The 23,897-nt window shown below is 68.4% G+C and carries 23 protein-coding genes and 2 pseudogenes; 12 read left to right on the top strand and 13 right to left on the bottom strand.

The window, feature by feature from the left end:
• Positions 1–1,692: 1,692 nt before the first annotated feature.
• The gene (locus tag LGM71_RS28290) at positions 1,693–2,250 is read right to left on the bottom strand and encodes a sugar O-acetyltransferase (protein WP_226117662.1); all 558 of its coding nucleotides are present in this window, start codon (positions 2,248–2,250) and stop codon (positions 1,693–1,695) included.
• Positions 2,251–2,660: 410 nt separating this feature from the next.
• Between LGM71_RS28290 and LGM71_RS28285 the strand changes: the two genes are divergently transcribed.
• On the top strand, positions 2,661–3,275 hold the full coding sequence (locus tag LGM71_RS28285; RefSeq protein ID WP_226117660.1) for a glutathione S-transferase family protein: 615 nt from the start codon (positions 2,661–2,663) through the stop codon (positions 3,273–3,275).
• A 74-nt stretch (positions 3,276–3,349) separates the two neighbouring features.
• Here LGM71_RS28285 and LGM71_RS28280 read toward each other — a convergent pair whose 3' ends face one another.
• From LGM71_RS28280 to LGM71_RS33230, 3 genes are all read right to left on the bottom strand, one after another.
• On the bottom strand, positions 3,350–4,318 hold the full coding sequence (locus LGM71_RS28280; protein ID WP_226117659.1) for an ion channel: 969 nt from the start codon (positions 4,316–4,318) through the stop codon (positions 3,350–3,352).
• Positions 4,319–4,474: 156 nt separating this feature from the next.
• Complete coding sequence (locus tag LGM71_RS28275; RefSeq protein WP_124626441.1) at positions 4,475–5,494, bottom strand: sulfate ABC transporter substrate-binding protein; 1,020 nt, start codon at positions 5,492–5,494, stop codon at positions 4,475–4,477.
• A 331-nt stretch (positions 5,495–5,825) separates the two neighbouring features.
• Positions 5,826–5,948, bottom strand: a complete 123-nt coding sequence (locus tag LGM71_RS33230; protein WP_257792078.1) for a hypothetical protein — start codon at positions 5,946–5,948, stop codon at positions 5,826–5,828.
• On the opposite strand from LGM71_RS33230, the gene dapA reads away from it, so the two are divergent.
• Positions 5,947–6,840, top strand: a complete 894-nt coding sequence (gene dapA, locus LGM71_RS28270; protein WP_226117658.1) for a 4-hydroxy-tetrahydrodipicolinate synthase — start codon at positions 5,947–5,949, stop codon at positions 6,838–6,840. The genes LGM71_RS33230 and dapA overlap by 2 nt on opposite strands.
• Positions 6,841–6,903: 63 nt before the next feature.
• Here dapA and LGM71_RS33345 read toward each other — a convergent pair.
• Positions 6,904–7,074, bottom strand: a pseudogene (locus LGM71_RS33345) (PIN domain nuclease); the annotation flags it as partial.
• An 18-nt stretch (positions 7,075–7,092) separates the two neighbouring features.
• Positions 7,093–8,136: a LysR substrate-binding domain-containing protein gene (locus tag LGM71_RS28265; RefSeq protein WP_124901977.1), complete on the bottom strand. Its 1,044-nt coding sequence runs from the start codon at positions 8,134–8,136 to the stop codon at positions 7,093–7,095.
• Positions 8,137–8,244: 108 nt separating this feature from the next.
• Between LGM71_RS28265 and LGM71_RS28260 the strand changes: the two genes are divergently transcribed.
• The gene (locus LGM71_RS28260) at positions 8,245–9,501 is read left to right on the top strand and encodes an MFS transporter (protein ID WP_226117657.1); all 1,257 of its coding nucleotides are present in this window, start codon (positions 8,245–8,247) and stop codon (positions 9,499–9,501) included.
• Positions 9,502–9,690: 189 nt separating this feature from the next.
• Here the strand turns inward: LGM71_RS28260 and LGM71_RS28255 are convergent.
• A pseudogene (locus LGM71_RS28255) lies at positions 9,691–10,004 on the bottom strand (2Fe-2S iron-sulfur cluster-binding protein); the annotation flags it as partial.
• 216 nt (positions 10,005–10,220) lie between these two features.
• Between LGM71_RS28255 and LGM71_RS28250 the strand changes: the two are divergent.
• Positions 10,221–10,505 carry a hypothetical protein gene (locus tag LGM71_RS28250; RefSeq protein WP_124901975.1) on the top strand — a complete coding sequence of 95 codons (285 nt, stop codon included), beginning with the start codon at positions 10,221–10,223 and terminating at the stop codon, positions 10,503–10,505.
• Between the two features lie 51 nt (positions 10,506–10,556).
• The gene (locus LGM71_RS28245; protein WP_124626451.1) at positions 10,557–12,677 is read left to right on the top strand and encodes a phosphocholine-specific phospholipase C; all 2,121 of its coding nucleotides are present in this window, start codon (positions 10,557–10,559) and stop codon (positions 12,675–12,677) included.
• A 54-nt stretch (positions 12,678–12,731) separates the two neighbouring features.
• Here LGM71_RS28245 and LGM71_RS28240 read toward each other — a convergent pair whose 3' ends face one another.
• Positions 12,732–13,355 carry an RBBP9/YdeN family alpha/beta hydrolase gene (locus LGM71_RS28240; RefSeq protein ID WP_059599990.1) on the bottom strand — a complete coding sequence of 208 codons (624 nt, stop codon included), beginning with the start codon at positions 13,353–13,355 and terminating at the stop codon, positions 12,732–12,734.
• 246 nt (positions 13,356–13,601) lie between these two features.
• Between LGM71_RS28240 and LGM71_RS28235 the strand changes: the two genes are divergently transcribed.
• From LGM71_RS28235 to LGM71_RS28215, 5 genes are read left to right on the top strand one after another with little or no spacing between them, the layout of a single operon-like run.
• Positions 13,602–14,039 (top strand): VOC family protein, encoded by a 438-nt coding sequence (locus LGM71_RS28235; RefSeq protein WP_044846155.1) that lies wholly within the window; start codon positions 13,602–13,604, stop codon positions 14,037–14,039.
• 4 nt (positions 14,040–14,043) lie between these two features.
• Positions 14,044–14,985 carry a 2-hydroxyacid dehydrogenase gene (locus tag LGM71_RS28230; protein WP_226117656.1) on the top strand — a complete coding sequence of 314 codons (942 nt, stop codon included), beginning with the start codon at positions 14,044–14,046 and terminating at the stop codon, positions 14,983–14,985.
• Between the two features lie 29 nt (positions 14,986–15,014).
• On the top strand, positions 15,015–15,947 hold the full coding sequence (locus LGM71_RS28225) for a hydroxymethylglutaryl-CoA lyase (RefSeq protein WP_226117655.1): 933 nt from the start codon (positions 15,015–15,017) through the stop codon (positions 15,945–15,947).
• A 22-nt stretch (positions 15,948–15,969) separates the two neighbouring features.
• Positions 15,970–16,476 (top strand): YbaK/EbsC family protein, encoded by a 507-nt coding sequence (locus LGM71_RS28220; RefSeq protein WP_124626458.1) that lies wholly within the window; start codon positions 15,970–15,972, stop codon positions 16,474–16,476.
• The gene (locus LGM71_RS28215; RefSeq protein WP_059599985.1) at positions 16,473–16,679 is read left to right on the top strand and encodes a DUF1289 domain-containing protein; all 207 of its coding nucleotides are present in this window, start codon (positions 16,473–16,475) and stop codon (positions 16,677–16,679) included. The genes LGM71_RS28220 and LGM71_RS28215 overlap by 4 nt, the downstream gene beginning before the upstream one ends.
• A 220-nt stretch (positions 16,680–16,899) precedes the next feature.
• Here LGM71_RS28215 and LGM71_RS28210 read toward each other — a convergent pair whose 3' ends face one another.
• A complete protein-coding gene (locus tag LGM71_RS28210) occupies positions 16,900–17,802 on the bottom strand; it encodes a DMT family transporter (RefSeq protein WP_151052448.1) in 903 nt (300 codons plus the stop codon).
• A 113-nt stretch (positions 17,803–17,915) separates the two neighbouring features.
• On the opposite strand from LGM71_RS28210, the gene LGM71_RS28205 reads away from it, so the two are divergent.
• Positions 17,916–18,410: an Lrp/AsnC family transcriptional regulator gene (locus tag LGM71_RS28205; RefSeq protein ID WP_226117654.1), complete on the top strand. Its 495-nt coding sequence runs from the start codon at positions 17,916–17,918 to the stop codon at positions 18,408–18,410.
• A 48-nt stretch (positions 18,411–18,458) separates the two neighbouring features.
• Here the strand turns inward: LGM71_RS28205 and LGM71_RS28200 are convergent, their stop codons facing one another.
• Entirely contained in the window at positions 18,459–19,355 is an 897-nt protein-coding gene (locus LGM71_RS28200) for an alpha/beta fold hydrolase (RefSeq protein WP_059599982.1), read from the bottom strand.
• 280 nt (positions 19,356–19,635) lie between these two features.
• Here LGM71_RS28200 and LGM71_RS28195 point away from each other — a divergent pair, with 280 nt between their 5' ends.
• Complete coding sequence (locus LGM71_RS28195) at positions 19,636–20,595, top strand: NAD(P)H-dependent flavin oxidoreductase (protein ID WP_124901970.1); 960 nt, start codon at positions 19,636–19,638, stop codon at positions 20,593–20,595.
• Positions 20,596–20,706: 111 nt separating this feature from the next.
• On the opposite strand, the gene LGM71_RS28190 is transcribed toward LGM71_RS28195, so the two are convergent.
• The 3 genes from LGM71_RS28190 to LGM71_RS28180 form a co-directional block, all read right to left on the bottom strand.
• Complete coding sequence (locus LGM71_RS28190) at positions 20,707–21,669, bottom strand: LysR family transcriptional regulator (RefSeq protein WP_059685303.1); 963 nt, start codon at positions 21,667–21,669, stop codon at positions 20,707–20,709.
• Positions 21,670–21,877: 208 nt separating this feature from the next.
• Positions 21,878–22,954, bottom strand: coding sequence for a porin (locus tag LGM71_RS28185; RefSeq protein ID WP_059599979.1), 1,077 nt, complete (start codon positions 22,952–22,954; stop codon positions 21,878–21,880).
• A gap of 346 nt (positions 22,955–23,300) precedes the next feature.
• Positions 23,301–23,798 carry a peptide-binding protein gene (locus tag LGM71_RS28180; protein WP_226117753.1) on the bottom strand — a complete coding sequence of 166 codons (498 nt, stop codon included), beginning with the start codon at positions 23,796–23,798 and terminating at the stop codon, positions 23,301–23,303.
• Positions 23,799–23,897 lie beyond the last annotated feature (99 nt).

Raw genomic sequence — 23,897 nt, 5'->3', positions numbered from 1 at the left:
GGCGCTCGCGGGCCGTGCGGCAAGGGTTCGCGCGGCAAAACAGGCGCGTCCTCACCCATCGGATGCACAGCGTTCCGATTGGTCGCAGATGCGGGATGTCCACAATGCCGGGGACTGCGGGCGAAACGGGCGGGCGCGCTCACCGGTCGATTGCACAGGGTTTCGAGTCGCGTCGGAGGCCGGATGTCCACACCTCGATCGGCCCGCGGTTCGAGCGGATGCCGGCGCTCACCGTTGAAATCCACAGCAAGGCGAGTCGATGTCGGCGGGAGATATCCACACCGCCCGATCCCTGTCCGGCCGCGGCGACGCTTGCTCTCACCTGTCGGATGCACAAATTTGCGACTCGGTTCGGCGGTGCGATATCCACACCGCTGTCCGCCCGTGCGTTGCTCCGGAGCGCGGTCCGGTCGTCGCGGCAATACAAGCGTGGGCGCGGCGAGCGCGTGTCGGGTACCGCGGCCGGCTTCGGCGCGGATGGGGCGTCCGTGCGCGAGCCCTGACAAGGCTTTGGGGTTCATCGATACATGCCGTCGCGCGGCCGAACGAGGCGCAGGTCCGCGTGTGGACATCGCCACCGCCAGACACTAAAAACCCTGTGAATTTCGATGGTGAGCACCGGCACGCGATCGAACGAGGATGTCGATTCAGGTGTGGACAACCCAACCCGCGATGACTCGAAACGCTGTGAAATTCGACGGTGAGCGGCAATCGTCGATCAAACGAGAGCGCCGATTCCGGTGTGAACAGCGCGATCCACGACGACTCGAAACGCTGTGAATTCCGACGGTGAGCGGTGGCACGGCGATCGAACGAGGACGCCGCCCCGGGTGCGGACAGCCCGACCCACGACCACTCTAAACGCTGTGAAATTCAACGGTGAGCGTCGGCACGCTATCGCACGCAGTCGCCGCACGCAGTCGCCGATTCAGGCATGAACAGCAGCGCCCGCAACCCCGCCGAGGCCGCTAGATCCGGCCTCACACCGACGCGGCCGAACAGCACGCGCCCGCCCTCACCGCTGAAATACACAGCACGTCGACTGGTTCCGGCGACCGGATATCCACATCGCGGCACACACTCGAATGAAACGCGCGATCGCGAGTGCGGTTAGAATGCGCGACCCTCGAAACCGCAATCGACGATCAGAAACCGGCGCACGAGCCGACGCTCACCATTGAAATACACAGCGATTCGAGTGAGGCCTGCGGCAGGATATCCACACCATGATGCGGGTGCGGACCTGTCGACGATCCGCGCACGCCGTTAGAATGCGCGGCGTTCCGGATTTCGCGCGACGCCCTAAAAGTCCGCACCAGGCAAGTCTCACGTGCAATCGGGCGACGGCGCTCACCGTTCCAGCGCACAGCTTTTTTCGTCGTCGGGAACCCGGTTGTCCACACCCCGCCTCGCGCATCGGGCCGCACGAGGTCGCACTCACCGGTGAAATGCACAGCGTGCCGAGTGGTTCCGGGGCCCGGATATCCACAACCGCCCCGGCGCGAAGATTTGCCGTCGGCGCATCGGCAACGTCGGTTCACGGCCCTGCCGGCGATCGGCGTCAAATGCCGGAAAACCCCGCAAATTCGGCCTCCGGCGGTACGCTCACCGTTCGAATCCACAGCATTTCGAGTGAACCGCGCGGCCGGTTGTCCACATTCGCTCCGCAGCGGGCGGCGCCCGCAAGCGCCCTCACTCGGCAATCGAACGGATGATCCGCGCCGGGTTTCCGCCGACCAGCGTATTCGGTGGAACGTCGCGCGTCACGACGGAACCCGCGCCGACAACCGAATTCTCGCCAACCGTCACGCCGCCGATGATCGTCGCGCCCGCGCCGATCCACACGTTGCGCCCGATCGCGATCGGCCGGGCGACGACGGCGTCGCGTCGGCGGGATGGCTCGAGCGGATGGCCCGACGTGATGAGGCTGACGTTCGGGCCGATCATCACGTCGTCGCCGATGTCGAGGCCGCCGAGGTCGTAGAACGTGCAGTTCTGGTTGACGAATACATTGCGGCCGATCCGCGTATCGGCGCCGCCCGTCGCGTAGAACGGCGGGATCAGCAGGAAGCCGTCGTCCATCGGCTTGCCGATCAGTTCCCCGAACAATGCCCGGACTTCGTTCGCATCGTCGAACGTCAGACGGTTGAGCCGCGTCGTGATCGCCATCGTCCGCTGGAGCTCCGTGCGCATCGCGGCCGATTGCGGCGTGCGCCGGGGAATGATCGTGGTGCGATCGTCGTTCGCCATTCGTTGATGATATCCGTATGCGATCGAACCGGCACGCTGCGCATCACGCAGCGCCTGACTCGCCGAATGCGATCGCCTGGCCTTGAATTCAATCTACTCGTTCGACCCGCTGGGTGGCCGACTTTCGTGTTTCGCGTCCCGTCGACGACCATCGTCCGGGCTCGCGCGACCAGCCGCCGACGCTGCCGTCGGACCCGCGTGGTCGCGGCCGCGTCGGCCGGGCATTCATCCGTCGATTCACGACTAGTTCATTAATAACTAGTTATTTCATGAACTTCGGCAGCACCTGGCTTTGCGCGGAATTCGTTACCGGATTCCAGCTTCCACCTTCCGCCCCTGTCCGAACCTCTCCCGCTCGGGTACGCTTGAGCATCCACCGAACGACACGCACACCGATACGCGGAGGCGCGATGAAGCTCTACTACTGGCCGAAGACCCGGGCATTCCGGGCGCTGTGGATGCTGGAGGAAATCGGCGCCGTCTACGAGCTCGTGCCCATCGACCTGCGTTCGCACGAACAGGGCAGCGACGCGTTCGTCCAGGTCAATCCGATGGCCAAGCTGCCCGCGCTCGACGACGGCAGCGAACCATTCGCCGAATCCGGTGCCGTGCTGCTCTATCTCGCCGATCGCTGCCCGGGCGCCGGGCTCGGCATCGCGCCGGACGATCCGCTGCGTGGCCGCTTCCTGCAGTGGATGTTCTTCACGTCCACCTGCCTCGAACCCGCGATGGCCGAGAAATTCACCGGCGCGTCGGGTAATCCGGTCGCCTTCGGCTGGGGCAACATCACGCGCGTGCAGCGTGCACTCGCGCAAACGCTCGCCCACAATCGCTGGCTCGTCGGCGGTCATTTCACCGCGGCCGACCTGTTGCTCGCCAGCACGCTGAAGACCGCGTTCGACGCGCACCTGCTTCCGCACGAAGGCGTGCTCGGCGACTATGTCGCGCGCGCCGAGGATCGCGACGGCCATCGCCGCGCGGTCGTGGTCGAACAGCGGGAAGCGGCGCGTCTGCTGCATGCGTGACGCATGAACGGCACGGCATTCGGTCGCGACAGCCGCGACCGAATGCCGGCGACCGTCCGCGCCGGTCGCCGACGTCATGCAGCCGACCCGGGCGCCTGCGTCGCCGCGTCGCCCCCGACCACCACGCCCGGAGAGCCACGCTCGTCGGTATCGGCATCGACCGGCACGACTTCGTGAAAATGCGTGTAATCGATGTGCGTGATGCCGCCTTCGTCGTGCATCAGGTCGACATAGCGATGACGCCAGCGGATCTCCGCATGCGCCCATGAGTAGCGCGCCTGCATGACTTGCGCGGTCGTCTCGTCGGAACCTTCGATCGTGATCAACAGCGACGCGTCGCGCGCGGCGAGCGACTCGGCGGTCTCGCCGAACAGCGGGCTCGTTTCGTCGATCACGTGCATCAGGTTCCAGCCGAGCAGGAAGATCGGATGCTCGCTGCGCACGAGCGGCAGGTCGTGGATCTTGCGCAGCGTATAACCCTCGTGCGTGCCTTCGACGCGCATCAGCCGCAGTTTCGCCTGCGCTTCGGCGATCACGTTCTGGCGCGCATTCGCGGCACGCACCATCAGCGTCATCTTGCCGTTCAGCGGGCGCACGATCGCGTAACGCGCGAACAGGATCTTCGCCTGCGGCCGCGAGAACCGCGCGAACACGAGGCCGGTCGCCAGCGCGATGCCCGACATCCCGATGAAGATTTCGAAGGTTGAGACAAGATGCGCATAGACGGTCTGCGGATGCATGTCGCCGTAGCCGACCGTGGCGAGCGTCTCGACGCTGAAGAAGAATGCGCCGACGAACCCGGCCGGCGACTGGTTCGCGATCGGCGCGTCGCCGAGCAGGTAAAGCGTCGCGAAGCCGCCGTTGAGCAGCAGGAACAGCACCGCGAGCGACAGGAAGAATACGGGCCAGCTCACCGTCAGCGCACGGTGATAGAGGTCGCGCCAGCCGAGCGGCGGCATCCCGTAAGCAATCACGGGGCGAGTGCCCGACCAGAGCTTGCGGCCACGGCCGCGGGAAGCTGGAGAGGACGGATCGACGTTCATCGCGCGAGGCCTGAAGCAGGGAGGCGATGAGCGTAGCACGCGAAGGCGGCGGCCGGGAATGCGGAGCGGGCTTTCCGCGTGACCCGCAAAAAAACGGCCGCATGAGCGGCCGGTTTCGCGGTCAGCTTGACCGCACGCGCGCGGCGTGCGGCGTGCTTACTTGCGGTCGACGATCACGCGGTCGAACGTGCCGCCGTCGGCGAAGTGGGTCTTCTGCGCGTTCGCCCAGCTGCCGAAAACCTGCTCGACGCTGAACGTCTTCAGCGGCTTGAACTCGGCCGCATGCTTCTTCAGCACGGCCGCGTCGCGCGGGCGCAGATGGTGCCGCGCGATGATCTCCTGCGCCTGCGGCGTGTACAGGTAGTCGAGATACGCCTGCGCGACCTTGCGCGTGCCCTTCTTGTCGACGACCTTGTCGACGACGGCGACGGGCGGCTCCGCGAGGATGCTCGCCGACGGGTACACGGCGTCGAATTCCGCCCCCGACGCGCCCGTGTCCATCAGCGCGACCTCGTTCTCGAACGTGACGAGCACGTCGCCGATGCCGCGCTGCGTGAAGGTCGTCGTCGCGCCGCGGCCGCCCGAGTCCAGCACCGGCACGTTGCGGAACACCGCCTTCTCGAAGTCGAGCGCCTGCTGATCGGTCGCGCCCTTCTGCTTCTGGTAGCCCCACGCGGCGAGGTACGCGTAGCGGCCGTTGCCCGACGTCTTCGGGTTCGCGATGATCACCTGCACGCCCGGCTTCGCGAGATCGCTCCAGTCCTTGATCGCCTTCGGATTGCCCTTGCGCACGAGGAACACCATCGTCGTCGAGTACGGCGAGCTGTTGTCCGGGAAGCGCGCGCGCCAGTCCTTCGGCAGCAGCTGGCCGCGCTCGGCGAGCAGGTCGATGTCGTTCGGCTGGTTCATCGTCACGACGTCGGCCTGCAGCCCCTGCAGCACCGACAGCGCCTGCGCGCTCGACGCGCCGTGCGACTGCTTGATCGTCACGGTTTCGCCTGTCTGCTGCTTGTACGCGGCCGCGAAGCTCGTGTTGATGTCCTTGTACAGCTCGCGCGTCACGTCGTACGACACGTTCAGGATCGACGTGTCCGCGTGCGCGGCCGTTGCCGCCACGACCAGCGCCGCCGCGGCGCCCGTGTGCAGCCAGCGGCCGATCCCGTTGATGCTTGCCATCGTGATATGCCCCGTTTCCAGTGGTGGTGAATGTGCGTGACGGCACGCGTACGCGCTGTCATCCAAACGTAAGCGGGCATTCTAGCGGCCGGACGCCGCGCGCTTTCCAATCTGTCGTGCAAAGCAAATCTCGAATCCTGCTAAACGGCGCGCGTCGCTCGCGTACGCGCCGGATCCGATGTTAAGATCGCCGCTCAGCCCTTTTCACGGTTCATCCATGTCCGCTGCCCTGCGCTCGCCCTCGATCCTTGCCGCCATCGCGGCGGGTGCGCGCGCGGCCGGGCTGAAACTGAAAAAACGACTCCTCGACTGACGGGGACGTCGCGTCCCGTCAGGCGAATGCCGGACGGGATGCGCGCAGGCCGTTTTCATCTTCTTGCTTGCACGCCTCGCTCCGGCGCACCGCCGGCGGAACGGTTCCTTTCCACTCCGTTTCCACCATGAGGTTTTTCATGCAAGCACGTTTCGAAGGTATCTGGCTGCCGCTCATCACGCCGTTCCACGACGGCGAGGTCGACCACGGCGCGCTCGCGCGGCTCGCGCGTCACTATGCGACGGCGGGCATCGCGGGTTTCGTCGCGGGCGCGACGACCGGTGAAGGCGTGCTGCTCGACGCGCGCGAACAGGACGCCGTGTTCGCGACGCTGCGCGATGCCGTACCCGGCCTGCCGATCGTCGTCGGGCTCACCGCGAGCGCGACGCACTTCGCAGCCGCCCGCGCACGCGAACTCGCCGCGCTGCGCCCCGACGGGCTACTCGTCACGCCGCCCGTCTACGTTCGGCCGACGCAGGACGGAATCCGCCGCCACGTCGAAGCGATCGTCGATGCGGCCGACCTGCCGGTGCTCGTCTACAACATCCCGTACCGCACCGGCGTGAACGTCGAACTGGAAACGCTGCAGGCGCTCGCGCGCGATCCGCGCGTCGCGGGCATCAAGGAGTGCGGCGGGACGCTCGACCGGATGAGCCGGCTCGTGCACGACACGCCGCTCGCGATCCTCTCCGGCGACGACAACCAGAACTTCGCCGCGCTGTGTGCCGGTGCGCACGGCGCGATCGCCAGCAGCGCGCATGTGCTGCCCGAATGGCACGTGCGCATTCATGCGCTGCTGCGCGACGGCCGGCTCGCCGACGCGCGGCGGCTGTCGGTCGCGCTGCAACCGCTCGTCGCGGCACTGTTCGCGGAGCCGAATCCGGCACCGGTGAAGGCGGTGCTGGCCGCGCAAGGGTGGTGCGAAGACGGGTTGAGGTTGCCGTTCGTGCCGGCGAGCGAGGGGTTGCGGGAGCGGCTGGCAGCGACGCTTGCGGCACTCGACGAGATCGAGCCGGACATGGCCGTTGCATAGGCAACGGCTCGCTGCTCGACTCGGCTCGACTCGGCAACCAGCGCGTTCTGCGTCCGGCGTGTTTCAAGCAGTCGGAACCTGAGACAGGCCGTAGCGTGCAAGCCGGGCGTCGGCCGTCACGCGTTTCTGCGGTTCATGCCGAGCTTGCGCGACGAGCAAGCGATCGAACGGGTCGCGACGATGGTGCGGCAGATCATGCACTGCGGCCCCGTGCACGGCGCGAACCGGCAGTTCGCCTTGCGGGACGCCGAGTCACGCCGCCAGCGCCGCCCCCTCCCCCGCCGTCGCGTCCCGCACCGCCTGCGTGACGATCCGCGCGAGCCGCTCGACGGTCGGCGTCGCCGACGACGTACGCCGCAGCAGCATCAGCGGCAGGCTCGGCAGCGCCGGCAGCCCGGACGACGCCGCGTCGAGCACGCGCACCGACGCGGGCAGCCCGTAGTGCGAGCGCACCGTCAGCCCGAGGCCGGCCGCCGCCGCGGCCCACAGCCCGGCCAGGCTCGGCGTCGTGAACGCGACGCGCCACGGCACGTCCGCGCGATCGAGCGCATCGGTCGCCGCGCCGAAGAAGCGGCACGGCCGGTCGAACACGACGAGCGGCAGCGGCTCGCCCGACGCGCGCATCGCACGAAGACGCGCGCCGCCGTCGTCATCGGCCTCCGCCGGCCCGTCGCCGTCCGGCATCCCGAAGCCGCTCGCGCCGACCGCCGCGATCCACTGCATCGGCACCTGCGCGATCGCGTCGCTGTCGATGCCCGCGCGCGACACCAGCGTCGCCGACGCCGGGTCGCCCCACACGAGCGCGAGATCGAGCTGGTTGGCGTCCAGCCGCTCGAGTAACTCGGCATTGCGCGCGACGCGCGCTTCGATCCTCACCTTCGGATGCGCCCGCGCGAAACGCCCGAGCACGTCGGGCAAGATCGCTTCGCCGAAGTCCTCCTGCAGGCCGACCCGCACCCAGCCGTCGAGATTCACGCCGCGCACCGCCGCGGCCGCTTCATCGTTCAACTCGATCATCCGCCGCGCATAGCGCAGCATCGCGTCGCCGGCGTCGGTCAGGGCGAGCCCGCGCCCGGCCTTCACGAACAACGGCGTGCCGGCCTGTTCCTCGAGCTTGCGGATCTGCGCGCTCACCGCCGACGACGAACGCGCGACGCGATCGGCGGCCTTCGCGAAGCTGCCGAGATCCACGCCCGCCACCAGGCTGCGCAACGCCGCGACGTCGAAGTTCGGCCGGGCCAGTGCGGCGTCGGGTGCGAGCGCCACCGCGCCGTGGGCATTGTCTTGTCCGGACATCTCAATCATCCCGTTTTATCGAACGATTCATCAAAAACTTTCCGATTTTCGGGATGAATGTAGATCGCCACACTGACGATGTCAATTTCCAGAACGGGCCCCGTCGCCATGGATACCTCCTGCCTTGCTTCCCCGCCCTCGCCCGCGCACGCCGCGCGCGGCCCGGCCCACCGCTGGCGCGTGCTCGCGGCCGGCGTCGCCGCGAACATGAGCTTTTCCGCGGCCGCGGCCGGCATTCCGACCACCGCCGTGTGGATGCGCTCGGCCTATCACCTCGACAACGGCGCGCTCGGCCTCGTGCTCGGCGCGCTCGGCTTCGGCGTCGCGCTCTCGGAGTTGCCGTGGGGAATCGCCGCCGACCGTTTCGGCGATCGCCGCGTGCTGCTCACCGGCCTCGTCGCGACGGCCGCGATGCTCGCGCTGATGGTGGCCACGATCGTCCCGACCGCGCACGCGGTGCCGCCGCTCATGCGCGTCGTCGCGGCGATGTGCTGCGTCGGCCTGCTCGGCGGCAGCGTGAACGGATCGAGCGGACGCGCGGTGATGCGCTGGTTCGGCGAACGCGAACGCGGGCTCGCGATGAGCATCCGCCAGACGGCCGTGCCGCTCGGCGGCGGCGTCGGCGCGGCGCTGCTGCCGTCGCTCGCGTCGCATGCGGGCTTCGCCGCGGTGTACGGCGCGTTGATGCTGCTGTGCGCCGGATCGGCCGCACTGACGTGGCGCTGGCTGCACGAACCGCCCGACGTGCCGGCCGGCACGCACCGCCCTGTCGCGCAGCAGCAGCCGGTCGCGCCCGTGCGCAGTCCGCTTGCGAGCGGCCGCGTGTGGCGCATCGTGCTCGGCATCGGCGCGCTGTGTGCGCCGCAGTTCGCGGTGCTCACGTTCGCGACCGTGTTCTTGCACGATTTCGGCCGGCTCGGCCTCGCCGGCATCAGCGCGGCGATGGTGGCGCTGCAGCTCGGCGCAATGGTGATGCGCGTGTGGAGCGGCCGCCATACCGACCGGCACGGCAACCGGCGCGCGTACCTGCGCGGGTCGGTCTGCGTCGCGGCCGGATCGTTCGCGCTGCTCGCGGCCGCGACCGCCGGCAGCCCACACGTACCGCTCGCCGCGATCGTCGCGATCCTCGTGTTCGCCGGCATCTGCGTGTCGGCCTGGCACGGCGTCGCGTATACCGAACTCGCGACGCTCGCGGGCGCGAACCACGCAGGCACCGCGCTCGGGATGGCGAACACGATCGTCTATCTCGGGCTGTTCGCGACGCCGCTCGCGATTCCGCCGCTGCTCGCCGTCAGTTCGTGGAGCGTGGTCTGGCTCGCGGCCGCGCTGATCGCGGGCGCGACCTGGCCGCTGTTTGCCCGATAGCGAGCCGTCGCGCGGAACACGCGGACGCCGCGCGGTCCATACCGCGACGCAAGCACGCCGTCGTCCCACCTCGCGGGCCAGCGCGCGCCGAGCGGCGGCTGCGTCGCCCGCACGGCCACCGTGCGACATCCGTTGCGCGTTCGCATGTGATCGCTTCCACCGCGTTGCCCCCCGTGCAAACGTGGTGGTTGCGTGCGCGGCGCGCACGGCGGCGGCGATGTTCGGGGACGCGCCGCAGCGACACAGGTTGCCGCTCATGCGCTCGCGAATCTTGTCGTCCGACAGTTGCACGGGACGATGCCGCACGTCGCCGGTGGCAGCGCTCGCGGCACCCGCCGCGAACGCGTCGCGCAGCGCGGCCGCGCAGCAGGGCTGGCCGGACGTGGAATAGCCGTACTGAAATGCATCGTGTTCGATGAATGATGCTGCACCGGGCTCGACACGCCGCCGCGCGCGAGCCCTTCGACGGTCGTGATCCGCGCACCTTCGTGCATCACCGCGAGCCCCCGGTCGTCGCGCCGCGCGCATGCTAATGCGTGCAGCATCTGCATCCGCTGGAAAATTCCGCCATCCGTGGATGCGACTTTCCGCGAAAGCGTTCGGTCAGGTTTGCGAAAGCATTTCGCGATCATGCTCCGGTCGCAAACGATTCACCGAATCGTCGCATCCTACCGGCATACTCGAAAACGTTTCCCGATCCGCCTGCCAGGAGAGAAGTCATGCGTCGCGCTGCCCTCGTCGTCGTTCTATGTGCCGCCACCCTCGTCGCCGCCTGCAGCGACGACGCGCCGCACGACGCGCACGCGGCCGACGCCTCCCAACAGGCCGGCGCATCGTCCGGCTCCGCGAGCGCGTTCAACAGCGCCGCGGGCGCGAGCGCCGCCGCGTCCGATGCCGCACCGCTCGCGCCGCCCGTCGTCCACTACCCGCCCGACGATGACGACGACACGAAGCCCGCGATGAACCCGGGCGCGTCCGGCGTCGCCGCATCGTCGGCGCATTGATTCCGCCGTTCCTGTCCCTGCCCCCCGATCGCAGAACCGAGGTGAAATAACATGACGTCATCGAGCCGCCGCCGTTTCCTGCATACCGTCGCACAATCCGCGGGCGCCGCCGTCGCGCTCAACGCGTTCCCCGAATCGATCCGCCGCGCGCTCGCGATTCCGGCCGCGCGCGGCACCGGCACGATCCGCGATGTCGAGCACATCGTCGTGTTCATGCAGGAGAACCGTTCGTTCGACCATTACTTCGGACACCTGCGCGGTGTGCGCGGCTACAACGACCGCTTCCCGATTCCGCTGCCGAACGGCAAGCCGGTGTGGTACCAGCCGTCGAAGGAAGACCCGGCGAAGCCCGTGCTGCCGTTCCGGCTCGACACGAAGACGACCAGCGCGCAGTGCCTCGGCGCGCTCGATCACTCGTGGGCGAAGACCCACGCGGCGATCGACGGCGGCCGCTACGACCAGTGGCCCGCGAACAAGACCGACATGACGATGGGCTATCACGTGCGCGAGGACATCCCGTTCCACTACGCGCTCGCCGATGCGTTCACCGTATGCGACAACTACTTCTGCTCGCTGCCGGGGCCGACGCACCCGAACCGCTCGTACCTGATGACGGGCACGGTCGACCCGACCGGCAAGTTCGGCGGCCCGCTGCTCGACAACGCCGACTACGTCGACGGCGACCTGCCGCCCGCGTACCAGCTGCTGTCGTGGACGACCTTCCCCGAACGGCTCGAGGCGCGCGGCGTGTCGTGGCAGATCTACCAGCAGGGGCTCACGTGGGCCGATCCGTACAACGGCAACTACGGCACGAACATCCTGCAGAACTTCACGAACTTCATCAACGCGAAGCCGGGCTCGTCGCTGTACCAGCGCGCGCAGACGGTACGCACGCTCGACAACCTGAAGGACGACGTGATCAACGACCGGCTGCCGCAGGTGTCGTGGCTGCTGCCGCCCGCCGTGTTCTCCGAACATCCGAAATACACGCCGGCATACGGCGCGAACTACACGTCGCAGATCCTCGACGCGCTCACGGCGAATCCGGACGTGTGGGCGAAGACCGTGCTGTTCATCATGTACGACGAGAACGACGGCTTCTTCGATCACGTCGTGCCGCCGCAGCCGCCGACGTCGGCCGCGCAGGGCGCATCGACCGTGACCACCGACGGCGAACTGCACACGGTCGTGAATCCCGGCCGCGGTGGCAGCTACACGGCCGACGGCCTGCCGTACGGCCTCGGGCCGCGCGTGCCGATGACGGTCGTGTCGCCGTGGTCGAAAGGCGGCTTCGTGTGCTCGCAGGTGTTCGACCATACCTCGGTGATCCGCTTCATCGGCGAACGCTTCGGTGTCGACGAGCCGAACATCACGCCGTGGCGCCGGACCGTCTGTGGCGACCTCACCGCCGCGTTCGACTTCCGCTCGTCCGACGCGTCGTTTCCGACGCTGCCCGACACGAGCCAGTACCGCTCGATCGCCGACCAGCAATGCACGTCGCAACCCGCGCCGACCGTGCCCGCGATGCCGTCGCCGATCGATCCGCAGGAGCCCGGCGTGCGGCCGGCCCGCGCGCTGCCGTACGAACTGCACGTGAACGCGAGCATCTACGGCGGCAACACGCTGCGCATCGAGTTCGCGAACCGCGGCAACCAGGGCGCGCACTTCCAGGTGTACGCGACGAACCGCACCGACGGCCCGTGGCGCTACACGGTCGGCGCGCGCCGCGTGCTGCACGCGGACTTCGACCTGACGGAGACGAACGGCGCGTATGCGTTCTCGGTGTACGGCCCGAACGGCTTCGTGCGGATGTTCGCGGGCAACGTGTCGGCCGCAACGGCGCGCCGCCGCAACCATGCGCAGCCGGAAGTGAAGGCCGGCTACGACATCGCGAACGGCAACCTGTACCTGAAGCTGCGCAACCATGGCGCCGGCCACGTGACGCTCACGCTGGCCGACAACGCATACGGCACGCCCGCGCGCCAGGTGACGCTGCACGGCGGCGACGAACACGTCGAGCAATGGGCGCTCGCGTCGAGCCATCACTGGTATGACGTGACGGTGAGCGACGGCGCGAACGGCACGTTCTCGCGCCGCTTCGCGGGCCACGTCGAGAACGGCCGGCCGAGCTACTCGGATCCGGCCGCGGTGCGGCCCGTTTCCGCGTCGTAAGTCCCGCAGCACGACGCTGCACGGCCCGCGCCGCGCAGCGCGTGCGCGTGAGTGTCAGATCGCGTGCGCGAGCGCGCGGTCGACGAGCGCGGCGTCGAAGCCGTCGTCCGCGTCGCGAAAGCGCAGCGGCGCCGCGCAGTGCACCAGCGTGTCGATGAAATGCTTCGCGCGCGGCCACGGCCCGAAGCCGGCCGCGGTGTTGATGTGCCCGGCGTCGCCGAGATTGACGAATGCGCTGCCGAGCCGCTGCGCGAGCGTGCGCGCATCGGCGAGCGGCATCCACGGATCGGTCTCGCTGCCGATCACGATCGACGGCACCGCGAGCCGGCGCGCGTCGAACGGCCCGGCGAACGTGAATTTCTTCGGACTGGCCGGTGCGACAAGCAGCACGCCCGCGACGTCGGCCGCCAGCGGCCATTGCGCGAGCGCATGCGCGGCCGCGAGGCAGCCGAAGCTGTGCGCGGCCAGCACGAACGGGCCGCGCTCGCGCTCGAGCAGCGCGCGCACGGACTGCGCCCAGCGCGCGAGATCGGGGGCATCCCAGTCGGCCTGTTCGACCCGCAGCGAACGCGAGAACTGCCGCTCCAGCCAGGTCTGCCAGTGGGCGCCTTCGCTGCCGTGCAGGCCCGGAACGGTCACGAGCCGCGGCGGCCACGCCGATTTGCTGCATGCGCGCATGATTGCCCTCGCTTGCTTTGCTTGGAGACGAGATTCAATTGTGGCGTGCCGCGCACGGCGGCCGAACCAATATTTTGTGCTTTGCTTTTGCGCGGGACGGCCGCCGGCTCGGGCCGCGCGGTATGGGCTGGCCGCCTCGCGGCGGCGCAACGCGCCGCGAAACCGTAGAATGTGGGCTTCCCGCTTGCCTTGCATCGGATCGAACCGGGCGCCGCCGCGCCGGTTCCGATCGACAGGAGACGCCCGATGTCCGCTACGCCCGCCGGCGCGCTGCGCCCGTTCCATCTCGCCTTTCCCGTGTCGAGCCTCGCCGGCGCGCGCGCGTTCTACGGCGGCCTGCTCGGCTGCCCCGAGGGCCGCAGCTCGGAACACTGGGTCGACTTCGATTTCTTCGGGCACCAGCTCGTCGCGCACCTCGCGCCGGACGAAACCGGCAAGAGCGCGGTAAACCCGGTCGACGGCGACGACGTGCCCGTCCGCCATTTCGGCGTCGTGCTGTCGATGGATGAATGGCATGCGCTCGCCGACAAGCTCAAGGCCGCGCATACGCGCTTCGTGATCGAGCCGCACATCCGCTTCAAGGGCGAGGTCGGCGAGCAGGCGACGATGTTCTTCCTCGATCCATGCGGCAACGCGCTGGAATTCAAGGCGTTCGCCGACATCGGCCAGCTGTTCGCGAAGTAGGCGCATGAAGATCCTGTTCTACTCGCCGCATCAGGAAGCCGACGCATGGCGCGGCGCGATCGCACGGGCGCTGCCCGAGGCCGAGCTGCGCGCCTGGCAGCCGGGCGACACGGGCGCGGCCGACTACGCGCTCGTATGGCGCGCGCCGCGCGAGCTGTTCGCGCCGCGCGACGGCCTGCGCGCGATCTTCAATCTGGGCGCGGGCGTCGACGCGCTGCTCGCGCTCGACCGCGCGCATCCCGGCACGCTGCCGCGCGACGTGCCGCTGGTGCGCCTCGAGGATTCGGGCATGGCGCGGCAGATGATCGAATACGTGACGCACGCGGTGCTGCGCTACCTGCGCCGCTTCGACGAATACGACGCGCTGCAGCGCGAGCGCCGCTGGCAGCCGCTCGAACCGCATCCGCGCGCGAGTTTCACCGTCGCGGTACTCGGTCTCGGCGTGCTCGGCGCGCAGGTCGCGCAGGCGCTCGCGGCGCTCGGCCTGCCGGTGCGCGGCTACAGCCGCAGCCCGAAACGGCTCGACGGTGTCGAGACCTTCGCGGGCGACGACGCGTTCGACGCGTGCATCGACGGCGCGAAGGTGCTCGTGAACCTGCTGCCGAGCACACGCGATACCGACGGGATCCTGTCGGCACGGACCTTCGCCAGGCTGGTGCCGGGCGCGTACCTGGTGAACGTCGCACGCGGCGCGCATCTCGTCGAGGCCGACCTGCTCGACGCGCTCGCGAGCGGCCGGATCGCCGCCGCCACGCTCGACGTGTTCCAGCATGAGCCGCTGCCCGTCGACCACCCGTTCTGGCACGCGCCGCGCATCACGATCACGCCGCACAGCTCGGCCGAGACGCTACGCGACGAAGCCGTCGAGCAGATCGCCGGCAAGATCCGCGCGCTCGAGCGCGGCGCGCGCGTCGGCGGCATCGTCGACTACGCGCGCGGCTACTGAATTCCGCCCATACAAAACTGGAGACAACCATGACGTTCCCCACCGCCGTCAAGATCGTCGAAGTCGGCCCGCGCGACGGGCTGCAGAACGAAAAGACCTTCGTGCCGACCGACGTGAAGATCGCGCTCGTCGACCGGCTGTCGCGCGCCGGCTTCCGCAATATCGAGGCCGCGTCGTTCGTGTCGCCGAAATGGGTGCCCCAGATGGCCGACGGCGCCGACGTGATGGCCGGCATCGAGCGTCGCGCGGGCACCGTGTATTCGGTGCTCACGCCGAACCTGAAAGGCTTCGAGAACGCGGTCGCCGCGCGCGCCGACGAAGTGGTGATCTTCGGCGCGGCGAGCGAGGCGTTCTCGCAGCGGAACATCAACTGCAGCATCGCCGAGAGCATCGCGCGCTTCGAGCCGGTCGCGAAGGCCGCGAAGGATGCCGGCCTGCGGCTGCGCGGCAGCGTGTCGTGCACGCTCGGCTGCCCGTACCAGGGCGAGGTGCCGGTCGCCTCGGTCGTCGACGTCGTCGAACGCTTCGCCGCGCTCGGCTGCGACGAGATCGACATCGCCGACACGATCGGCGTCGGCACGCCGAAGCGCACCCGCGAAGTGCTCGAAGCGGTCACCCGCGTGTTTCCGCGCGAGCGGCTGTCGGGCCACTTCCACGACACCTACGGCCAGGCGCTCGCGAACATCTACGCAGCGCTGTTCGAAGGGATCGAGATCTTTCACGCGTCGGTCGCCGGCCTCGGCGGCTGCCCGTATGCGAAGGGCGCGACCGGCAACGTCGCGACCGAGGACGTGCTGTACCTGATGCAGGGCCTCGGCATCGACACCGGCATCGACCTCTCGCAGGTGGTCGCCGCCGGCGACTTCATCTCGAACGCGATCGGCCGCGCGAACGTGTCGCGCGCCGGTCGCGCGCTGCTCGCCAAGGCGCAAAGCGCGGCCGACACGCCGAGTTGCGTCTGACCCCAACACTGACGGATTCTCCATGACGACACCCGCTTCATTCGACTCTCTCCCCGACTCCGCGCGACGCGTCGCGCTGCTGCTGCGCGAACGCGGGCACGCGAAAGGGATCGTGATGCTCGCCGAAACCGGCAAGACCTCCGCCGAGGCTGCGGCCGGGCTCGGCTGCGAGGTCGCGCAGATCGCGAAGTCGATCCTGTTTCGCCGCGAATCGGACGGCCTGCCGGTGCTCGTCGTCGCGAGCGGCGTGAACCGCGTCGACGAGAAGAAGGTCGCCGCGCAAGTTGGCGCGGTCGGCCGCGCCGATGCGAAATTCGTGCGCGACAACACCGGCTACGCGATCGGCGGCGTCTGCCCGATCGGCCATCTCGTCGAACCGGTCACGCTGATCGACGCCGACCTGCTCGAACTGGACAGCCTGTGGGCGGCCGCCGGCCATCCGCACGCGGTATTCAACCTGTCGCCGCAGGAGCTCGTCTCGCTGACGGGTGCGCCGGTCGCCGACGTCGCGCTGCGCAACGACGCATGAGCGAGATGCCGGTATCGGTCGGCACGGTCGCGTCGCCGTGCACCGACGTATGCAGGATCGATCCGCGCACCGACTGGTGCGCGGGCTGCCTGCGCACGCGCGACGAGATCAAGGGATGGCGCGCGTCCGACGACGACGCGAGGCGCGTGTTGCTCGCGCGGCTCGACGCGCGGCGGCGCCTGCTCGCGCGGAGCGGCGCATAAAAAAATGCCGTTCGGCCTGCTTGGCGAACGGCATGAGATCGGAATCCTGTGAACGTGATCAACGTCACAGCCCGCATCATACGAGCGACGCTGCGGCGTCGCATCGGGTGTTTCCCTACAACTTCTTACAGCGTTTTTCACGCGCAACCTTCGTTCCCGGGCGCGGCGCCAGCGGGTGTCGGCAACCTGCCGTAGCGGCAAGCCGAATCGCACGACCGTTTCAGTTGCCGGCCGCCGCGCGACGCGCGGGCACGATGCGCCAGCCGAGATTCACGCCGGCCGCCGCGAGCAGGATCAGCAGTGCGCCGAGCACCTGCGTCCACGCGAGCGTCTGCCCGAACGCGATGCGATCGACGATGATCGCGACGACCGGATAGACGAACGACAGCGCGCCCGTCATCGCGACCGGCAGCTTCTGGATCGCACCGTACAGCAGCACATACATCACGCCGGTGTTCACGACGCCGAGCACGACGAGATCGAGCCACTGCGCGGCCGTCGCGGGCAACGTGCCGAAGTGCGCGAACGGCGCGAGCAGCACGATGCCGAGGCCGGCCTGCAGCAGCGCGAGCAGGTGCGGCGGCGTGCCCTTCAGGTGCTTCGTGATGATCGACGACACCGCGTACAGAAACGCCGCGCCAAGCGACAGCGCGACGCCTTCGAGATATTCGCCGGGCACCGCGAGCACGGCCGGCTCGACGCGCACCACGCACACGAGCCCGATGAAGGCGAGCGCGAGCCACGCGATCGTCGACGCGCTGATCCGTTCGCGGAACACGATCGCGCCGAGCGCGACGAGCATGAACGGCTGCGTGTTGTAGACGGCGGTCGCCATCGAGATCGACGCACGCGAATACGCGGCGAAGAGCAGCAGCCAGTTCGCGACGATCGCGATGCTGCCGAGCGCCGCGAGCGCGAGCATGCGCGGCGAGAACAGCGCACGACGCAGGAAGCCGAGCGCCGCGCAGACGATCGCGAGCGTCGCGGCGCCGAACAGGCAGCGGAAGAACACGACGTTGGTGAGCGGCTGCTGCGACGACATCACGAGCCAGCCGATCGTGCCGGACATCATCATCGCGACGACCATCTCGGCGGCACCGCGGCGGGTTTCGTTCGAGGCCATCATGGACTCCGTTTGACGAGAGAAGATGACTTCGATTCTAGGAACTTGCTTTCCGCGCATCCACGACTAAACTGAAGCGAAACCACCGATTCACCTTCGAAAGCAAAGCGATCATGGCGAAACGCCTTTCCCCTCCCGCCGTCGCGTCGCTGGACGCAACCGACCGCGCGATCCTCGCGGCGCTCGCCGAGGATGCCCGCGTTGCCACCAGCGAACTGGCGCGACAGATCGGGCTGTCGGCGCCCGCGACCGCCGACCGCGTGCGACGGCTCGAAGCGCAGGGCGTGATCGCGGGTTTCACCGTCGAGCTCGACCCGCGCGCGCTCGGCTACACGCTGCAGGCGATCGTGCGCGTGAAGCCGCTGCCGGGGCAGCTGCATCTCGTCGAGGAAGTGTTGCGGCGGATTCCGGAATTCGTCGAATGCGACAAGGTCACCGGCGAGGACTGCTTCATCTGCCGGCTCTATCTGCGCACGATCGAGCACCTCGACGACATCCTGTCGAAGGTGACGGAGCGCGCGGAAACGAGCACGGCGATCGTGAAATCGACGCCGGTGCCGCGCCGCCTGCCGCCGCTCGTCGACGACGACGACGCCACGCGCCGCTGATCGTCGACGCGCGGCAAGCACCGCGCTGCCCGCGGCGGCCGGCGCCGCTCACGCGGCCGCGTCGCGTGCCTCGAAGAACGCGAGCAGCTCGTCAATCAGCGCGACGGGTGCCTCCTCCGGAATGTAGTGCCCGCAATCGAGCGCGCGGCCGCCGACGTCGCGCGCGACGCGCCGCCACTCGCCGAGCGGATCGAAGCAGCGCCCGACGATCCCGTGCTCGCCCCACAGCACGCGCAGCGGGCACGCGACCTTGTTGCCGCGCTCGAGATCCGCGCGGTCGTGCTCGAGATCGATCGTCGCCGACGCGCGGTAGTCCTCGCACATCGCATGCACCGCGCCCGGCTGCGCGAGCGCGGCGCGATACGCGGCGAGCGCCTCCGGCGCGAACGGCGCGAGCCCGGCGGACCGGTTGCCCATCACGCGCTCGATGTACGCATCGGTGCGGCCTTCGATCAGCGTTTCGGGGAGCGGCGCCGGCTGGATCAGGAAGAACCAGTGAAAATACGCGGTCGCGAACGCGCGGTCCGTCTGCTCGTACATCGCGAGCGTCGGCGCGATGTCGAGCAGCATCATCCGCTCGACGGCCGCCGGATGATCGAGCGCGAGCCGGTGCGCGACGCGCGCGCCGCGATCGTGTGCGCAGACGTGGAATTGCTCGAAGCCGAAATGCCGCATCACGGCAACCTGGTCGGCCGCCATCGCGCGTTTCGAATACGGCGCATGCCGCGCGTCGCTCGGCGGCTTGCCCGACGCGCCGTAGCCGCGCAGGTCGGTCGCGATCACCGTGAAGTGATCCGCCAGCGTCGCGGCGACGCGATGCCAGATCATGTGGGTCTGCGGATGGCCGTGCAGCAACAGAAGCGGTGGCCCCGCGCCTCCTTTGACACCGAAGATGTCGGTGTCCTGCACCGTCACGCGAAACGGTGCAAACGCTTCAAACGACATGGTTTGTTTCTCGTTGGTTTGTTATGGCGGCTATTGTAGGAGCGCGCGGCCGACCGCTGCGCGCGGCAGATGCCCGAATGCGTAGAAAGAGAACACTCACTCGATTGCCGCCATGCCGCGCCGTTTGCTAAGCTCGCGTAGAATCGCACGACCGTTCGTATTAATATGGGCGAATCGCTGCACCGCTACACTCGAAGCACCGTTCGACCGCCAAGCATGGATGCCGGCGTCGGCGCGACCGCGCCGCATCCGGCCGCCCCCTCGAGACTGGAGACATCACATGGCATTGCCCGCCGTCCTGCAGAACCTGACGCTGCCCGTCATCGCGTCGCCGATGTTCATCGTCAGCTACCCCGAACTCGTGCTCGCGCAGTGCAAGGCGGGTATCGTCGGATCATTTCCCGCGCTCAACGCCCGTCCGGCCGAACTGCTGGACGAGTGGCTCACGCAGATCCAGTCGGAGCTTGCCGACCACAAGGCGAAGCACCCGGATGCGGTGATCGGCCCGATCGCGGTCAACCAGATCGTCCATCAGTCGAACGTACGGCTCGAGCATGACGTGCGCGTGTGCGTCGAGCACAAGGTGCCGATCTTCATCACGAGCCTGCGCGCGCCGGCGCGCGAGATCGTCGACGCCGTGCACAGCTACGGCGGCATCGTGCTGCACGACGTGATCAACCTGCGCCACGCGCAGAAGGCGCTCGAAGCCGGCGTCGACGGGCTGATCCTCGTCGCGGCCGGCGCCGGCGGCCACGCGGGCACGACGTCGCCGTTCGCGCTCGTCGGCGAAGTGCGCAAGATCTTCGACGGTCCGATCGTGCTGTCCGGCTCGATCGCGAACGGCGGCTCGATCCTCGCCGCGCAGGCGATGGGCGCCGACTTCGCGTACATGGGCACGCGCTTCATCGCGACGCAGGAAGCGCACGCGGTCGACGACTACAAGCACGCGATCCTCAACGCGAAATCGTCCGACATCATCTACACGAACCTCTTCACCGGCGTGCACGGCAACTACATCCGCGAGAGCATCGAGAAGGCCGGGCTCGATCCGGACGCGCTGCCGGAATCCGACAAGACGAAGATGAATTTCGGCGGCGACAAGACGAAGGCGTGGAAGGACATCTGGGGTGCCGGCCAGGGCGTCGGCCTGATGGACGACCTGCCGAGCGTCGGCGCGCTCGTCGAGCGCCTGAAGCGCGAGTACGACGACGCGAAGGCACGGCTCGGCATCGCACGCTGACGCAGGCGGCGGGTTGCGCCACCGCCGCGCATGACGTCGGACAAAAACAAAAAGCGCGAACCGCAACGGCTCGCGCTTTTTTCACGTCCGCCCGCGGGCGGCCGACGCCGCTCAGCTCGCGCGCTTGATCCGCGTGATCGGCAGCACGCGCAGGCGCGACTCGATCGACGGGCACAGCGACTGCCCTTCGAAGCGTGCGGCAAGGAAGTCGACGAACGAGCGCACCTTCGCGGACACGTGGCGGCGGCTCGCATACACCGCGTAGATCGGCGCCTCGTGCGGCGGCACCGCGTCGAGCAGCACCGGCACGAGGCGGCCGGATTCGATGTCGTCGCCGATCACCTCGGTGCCGAGCAGCGCGATGCCCGCGCCCGCGAGCACCGCCGCGCGCAGCCCCTCGAGATGGTTCACGATCAGGTTGCCGTTCAGGTTCACGCGCGACGCGGCGGCCGCGTCGATCATCAGCGAATCGAGCATCGTCGAATTCGAATCGCGGCGCAGGTAATTGTGATGCGCGAGATCGGCGATCGTCTGCGGCGTGCCGTGCTTCTCGAGATACTCGGGCGACGCGACCAGCAGGATGTGCGCGGTCGCGATCTGGCGCGCGACCAACGACGACGATTTCAGCCCGTTCGGCGCCGCGCGCACCGCGACGTCGTAGCCTTCCTCGATCAGATCGACCACGCGATCGGACAGCGTCATGTCGACGGTCACGTCCGGGAACCGGCCCGCATAATCGGTGACGGCCTGCATCACGTGCCGCAAGCCGAACGCGGACAGCGACGTCACGCGCAGGCGGCCCTGCGGCACGACGCTCGCGGCGCCGACCGCCTGTCCGGCTTCGTCGAGTTCCGACAGCGCCTGCACGAGGCGCTCATAGTATTCGCGTCCCGCCTCGGTCGGCGCGACACGTCGTGTCGTGCGATGCAGCAGCCGCGCGCCGAGCTGCTGCTCGAGATGCATCACGTGCTTGCTCGCCATCGCGGCCGACATCTGCATGCGCTCGGCCGCGCCGACGAAGCTGCCCACTTCGACGACGTAGCGAAACACATTCATGCTGACGAGGGTATCCATCGAACTAGCCCGTAATGACGGGGGAATGGTGCAATTACGAGATAGGGTAACAAAGGCGAGGAAACAGAAAGGTCAACAAAAGCAAAACGGCGCCGCGAGTGGCGGCGCCGTTCCGTTCCGTTCCGTTTCGTTTCGTTTCGGGAGGGAAAACATGCAGCCGGCACGCGCGATTTTCGCGCGCGGCCGGCGCACCGATCGCACGTGCGCGTCAGAACTTCGCGCGGATACCCGCGCCGAACGTGTTGCCGGTCGACAGGCTGCTGATGTGGTCGTTCATGTACGCGGCGTAGATGTCCGTGCGCTTGGACAGCGGATAGTCGTAGCCGACGGCCCAGGTCTGGCGCGTCTGGTCGAGGCCGCCGGCATCGCGCGAATACGCATACGACGCCATCGCGTTGCCCACGCCGAGCGGCACCGACACGCCGCCCTGCGCGGTATTCACGTGCCAGCTGCCCGCGACCTGGTCATTCTTCGTATACATGTACTGGCCGAACAGCTTCACGTACTTCAGGTCGTAGGTCGCGCCGACCAGCGCGATGCCCTGGCTCTTCATGCCGGTCACGAGCGCGCTCAGGTCCTGCGGGCCGTTGTTGAAGTTCACGTACTGATAGACGGCGGTCGCCGCGAACGGGCCGTTCGCGTAATTGAACTGCGCGCTCCATTTCTTCGAGCGGTTGTCGCCGGCCGTGTTGCCGAGCGCGTACATCGCCGCGAAATTCAGGCCGCCGAACGAAGGCGACGTGTACGACAGCGCGTTGTTCCAGCCCGAATCGCCGACCGCGCCCTGGTCGCTCGGATAGGTCGGGAACGTGCCGAGGCCGAGGAACACGTGGTACACCATCGGCGAGAAGGTGTACGAATCGTAGAACGGGTTGAACAGGATCGTCGACAGGAACAGGTGGGTCGTCAGGCGGCCGGCCGTCACCGTGCCGTACGGCGAGCTGACGCCGACGTATGCGTTGCGCGCGAAGAACGTGTCGCCCTGGAAGCGGCCGAACTGGCCGTTCTGCGCACGGAAGAAGCTCTCCAGCGTGAAGATTGCCTTGTAGCCGCTGCCCAGATCCTCTGCGCCGTGCAGGCCCCAGTACGACGTCGACATCCCGCCGCCCGACACGTTCCATGCGCGATCGCCGCCCGGGAACTTGGTTGCGCCGACCCATTCGTCGACCTGACCGTAGAGCGAGACGCTCGACTGCGCGTGGACGGGTACGGTTGCGGCCACGCAGGCGGCCGCGGCGATCAGCTTGACGGACGTGCGCGACGCACGGCGAGCGAATGCTTTCATGGGATCTCCAGGTGTTGTCGAATGTCGATAAGTGGCGCGAGCGTTGTTTTTTGGAGCCGACTGCTTGCGTCGTATGGGGCGCAGCCATCTTTACGGATCGTGCGTCCGGTCAAAATTGCGCACACTTATTGCGGGTATAGCGGCGGCATTAACTTCGCGGAATCGGCACATGGCCAGGCGCGCGGCAGCGGCTGCGCGCAGAGCGCGGCACGCGACGGGGCGGCCGCGGGGGCGCGCGCGTGCCGGGCGCGAAAGATAGCGCAATGCGGCGGGAAAATCAGCGGAAATATGCGCGCGACTGTGGCGAATTCGCATCACAGCCGGCGGGGGACGAACGCGCGGGCGCTCAGTTTCGGTAGAACGGGGAGAAAAACGGCGAGTGGGCAGGTTCTTCCTGCGCGCGGGGGGGCGGCATCGGACGGCCGCCGCGCTCCTCGTTGTAGCGCGCGACGTCGGCGCGGATCGAGCCGGCACGCAGCGGAACATTGCCGCCGCCCGGCGGACGCGGCATCTGGCGGGAGTCGGCGCTGATCGGACGATACGGGCTTTGCGCGGCGTAATGGCCGTAGGACGGCGTCGGCCGCAGCCCCCAGCGGGAACCGTAGCCGCTCACGCCGCCGGCACGCGCGCCGCCCGGCGGCAGCGCCCGGCGCCACGCCGGCGCGTTGCCGGCCGGCTGGCCGTACGCGCGCATGTCGCCGCCACCGAAACCGTGACCGAAACCGTGGCCGCCGCCGAACGCCGGACCGCCGTGCGGCGGTTGCGCGAGCGCGAGCGGCATCAGCAGCGCGCCGAGCACGCCTGCCACCCATCGTCCGACCCTCAGTTTCACCCGTTCCGTCATCATTCAGTGCCTGTTGCAGCTCGCCGCCGGTTGTTTCCGGCCGACGCAAGCCTTTCAGCAGTAATTTATGAGCGGCCCGAAACGGTGTCGAGCCAAAAA

This window comes from Burkholderia sp. AU33545, from assembly GCF_020419685.1.
Lineage (GTDB): Bacteria > Pseudomonadota > Gammaproteobacteria > Burkholderiales > Burkholderiaceae > Burkholderia > Burkholderia diffusa.
This window is presented reverse-complemented; position numbering and strand designations above follow the sequence as displayed.

Coding starts and splice junctions, on each gene's coding strand:
- LGM71_RS28185 (WP_059599979.1), bottom strand. CDS start 22,954: ATGAAAGCATTCGCTCGCCGTGCGTCGCGCACGTCCGTCAAGCTGATC.
- LGM71_RS28275 (WP_124626441.1), bottom strand. CDS start 5,494: ATGGCAAGCATCAACGGGATCGGCCGCTGGCTGCACACGGGCGCCGCG.
- LGM71_RS28250 (WP_124901975.1), top strand. CDS start 10,221: ATGCGTCGCGCTGCCCTCGTCGTCGTTCTATGTGCCGCCACCCTCGTC.
- LGM71_RS28220 (WP_124626458.1), top strand. CDS start 15,970: ATGACGACACCCGCTTCATTCGACTCTCTCCCCGACTCCGCGCGACGC.
- LGM71_RS28215 (WP_059599985.1), top strand. CDS start 16,473: ATGAGCGAGATGCCGGTATCGGTCGGCACGGTCGCGTCGCCGTGCACC.
- LGM71_RS28180 (WP_226117753.1), bottom strand. CDS start 23,798: ATGACGGAACGGGTGAAACTGAGGGTCGGACGATGGGTGGCAGGCGTG.
- LGM71_RS28210 (WP_151052448.1), bottom strand. CDS start 17,802: ATGGCCTCGAACGAAACCCGCCGCGGTGCCGCCGAGATGGTCGTCGCG.
- dapA (WP_226117658.1), top strand. CDS start 5,947: ATGCAAGCACGTTTCGAAGGTATCTGGCTGCCGCTCATCACGCCGTTC.
- LGM71_RS28205 (WP_226117654.1), top strand. CDS start 17,916: ATGGCGAAACGCCTTTCCCCTCCCGCCGTCGCGTCGCTGGACGCAACC.
- LGM71_RS28235 (WP_044846155.1), top strand. CDS start 13,602: ATGTCCGCTACGCCCGCCGGCGCGCTGCGCCCGTTCCATCTCGCCTTT.
- LGM71_RS28260 (WP_226117657.1), top strand. CDS start 8,245: ATGGATACCTCCTGCCTTGCTTCCCCGCCCTCGCCCGCGCACGCCGCG.
- LGM71_RS28190 (WP_059685303.1), bottom strand. CDS start 21,669: ATGGATACCCTCGTCAGCATGAATGTGTTTCGCTACGTCGTCGAAGTG.
- LGM71_RS28225 (WP_226117655.1), top strand. CDS start 15,015: ATGACGTTCCCCACCGCCGTCAAGATCGTCGAAGTCGGCCCGCGCGAC.
- LGM71_RS28290 (WP_226117662.1), bottom strand. CDS start 2,250: ATGGCGAACGACGATCGCACCACGATCATTCCCCGGCGCACGCCGCAA.
- LGM71_RS28240 (WP_059599990.1), bottom strand. CDS start 13,355: ATGCGCGCATGCAGCAAATCGGCGTGGCCGCCGCGGCTCGTGACCGTT.
- LGM71_RS28200 (WP_059599982.1), bottom strand. CDS start 19,355: ATGTCGTTTGAAGCGTTTGCACCGTTTCGCGTGACGGTGCAGGACACC.
- LGM71_RS28230 (WP_226117656.1), top strand. CDS start 14,044: ATGAAGATCCTGTTCTACTCGCCGCATCAGGAAGCCGACGCATGGCGC.
- LGM71_RS28280 (WP_226117659.1), bottom strand. CDS start 4,318: ATGAACGTCGATCCGTCCTCTCCAGCTTCCCGCGGCCGTGGCCGCAAG.
- LGM71_RS28265 (WP_124901977.1), bottom strand. CDS start 8,136: ATGTCCGGACAAGACAATGCCCACGGCGCGGTGGCGCTCGCACCCGAC.
- LGM71_RS28245 (WP_124626451.1), top strand. CDS start 10,557: ATGACGTCATCGAGCCGCCGCCGTTTCCTGCATACCGTCGCACAATCC.
- LGM71_RS33230 (WP_257792078.1), bottom strand. CDS start 5,948: ATGAAAAACCTCATGGTGGAAACGGAGTGGAAAGGAACCGTTCCGCCG.
- LGM71_RS28195 (WP_124901970.1), top strand. CDS start 19,636: ATGGCATTGCCCGCCGTCCTGCAGAACCTGACGCTGCCCGTCATCGCG.
- LGM71_RS28285 (WP_226117660.1), top strand. CDS start 2,661: ATGAAGCTCTACTACTGGCCGAAGACCCGGGCATTCCGGGCGCTGTGG.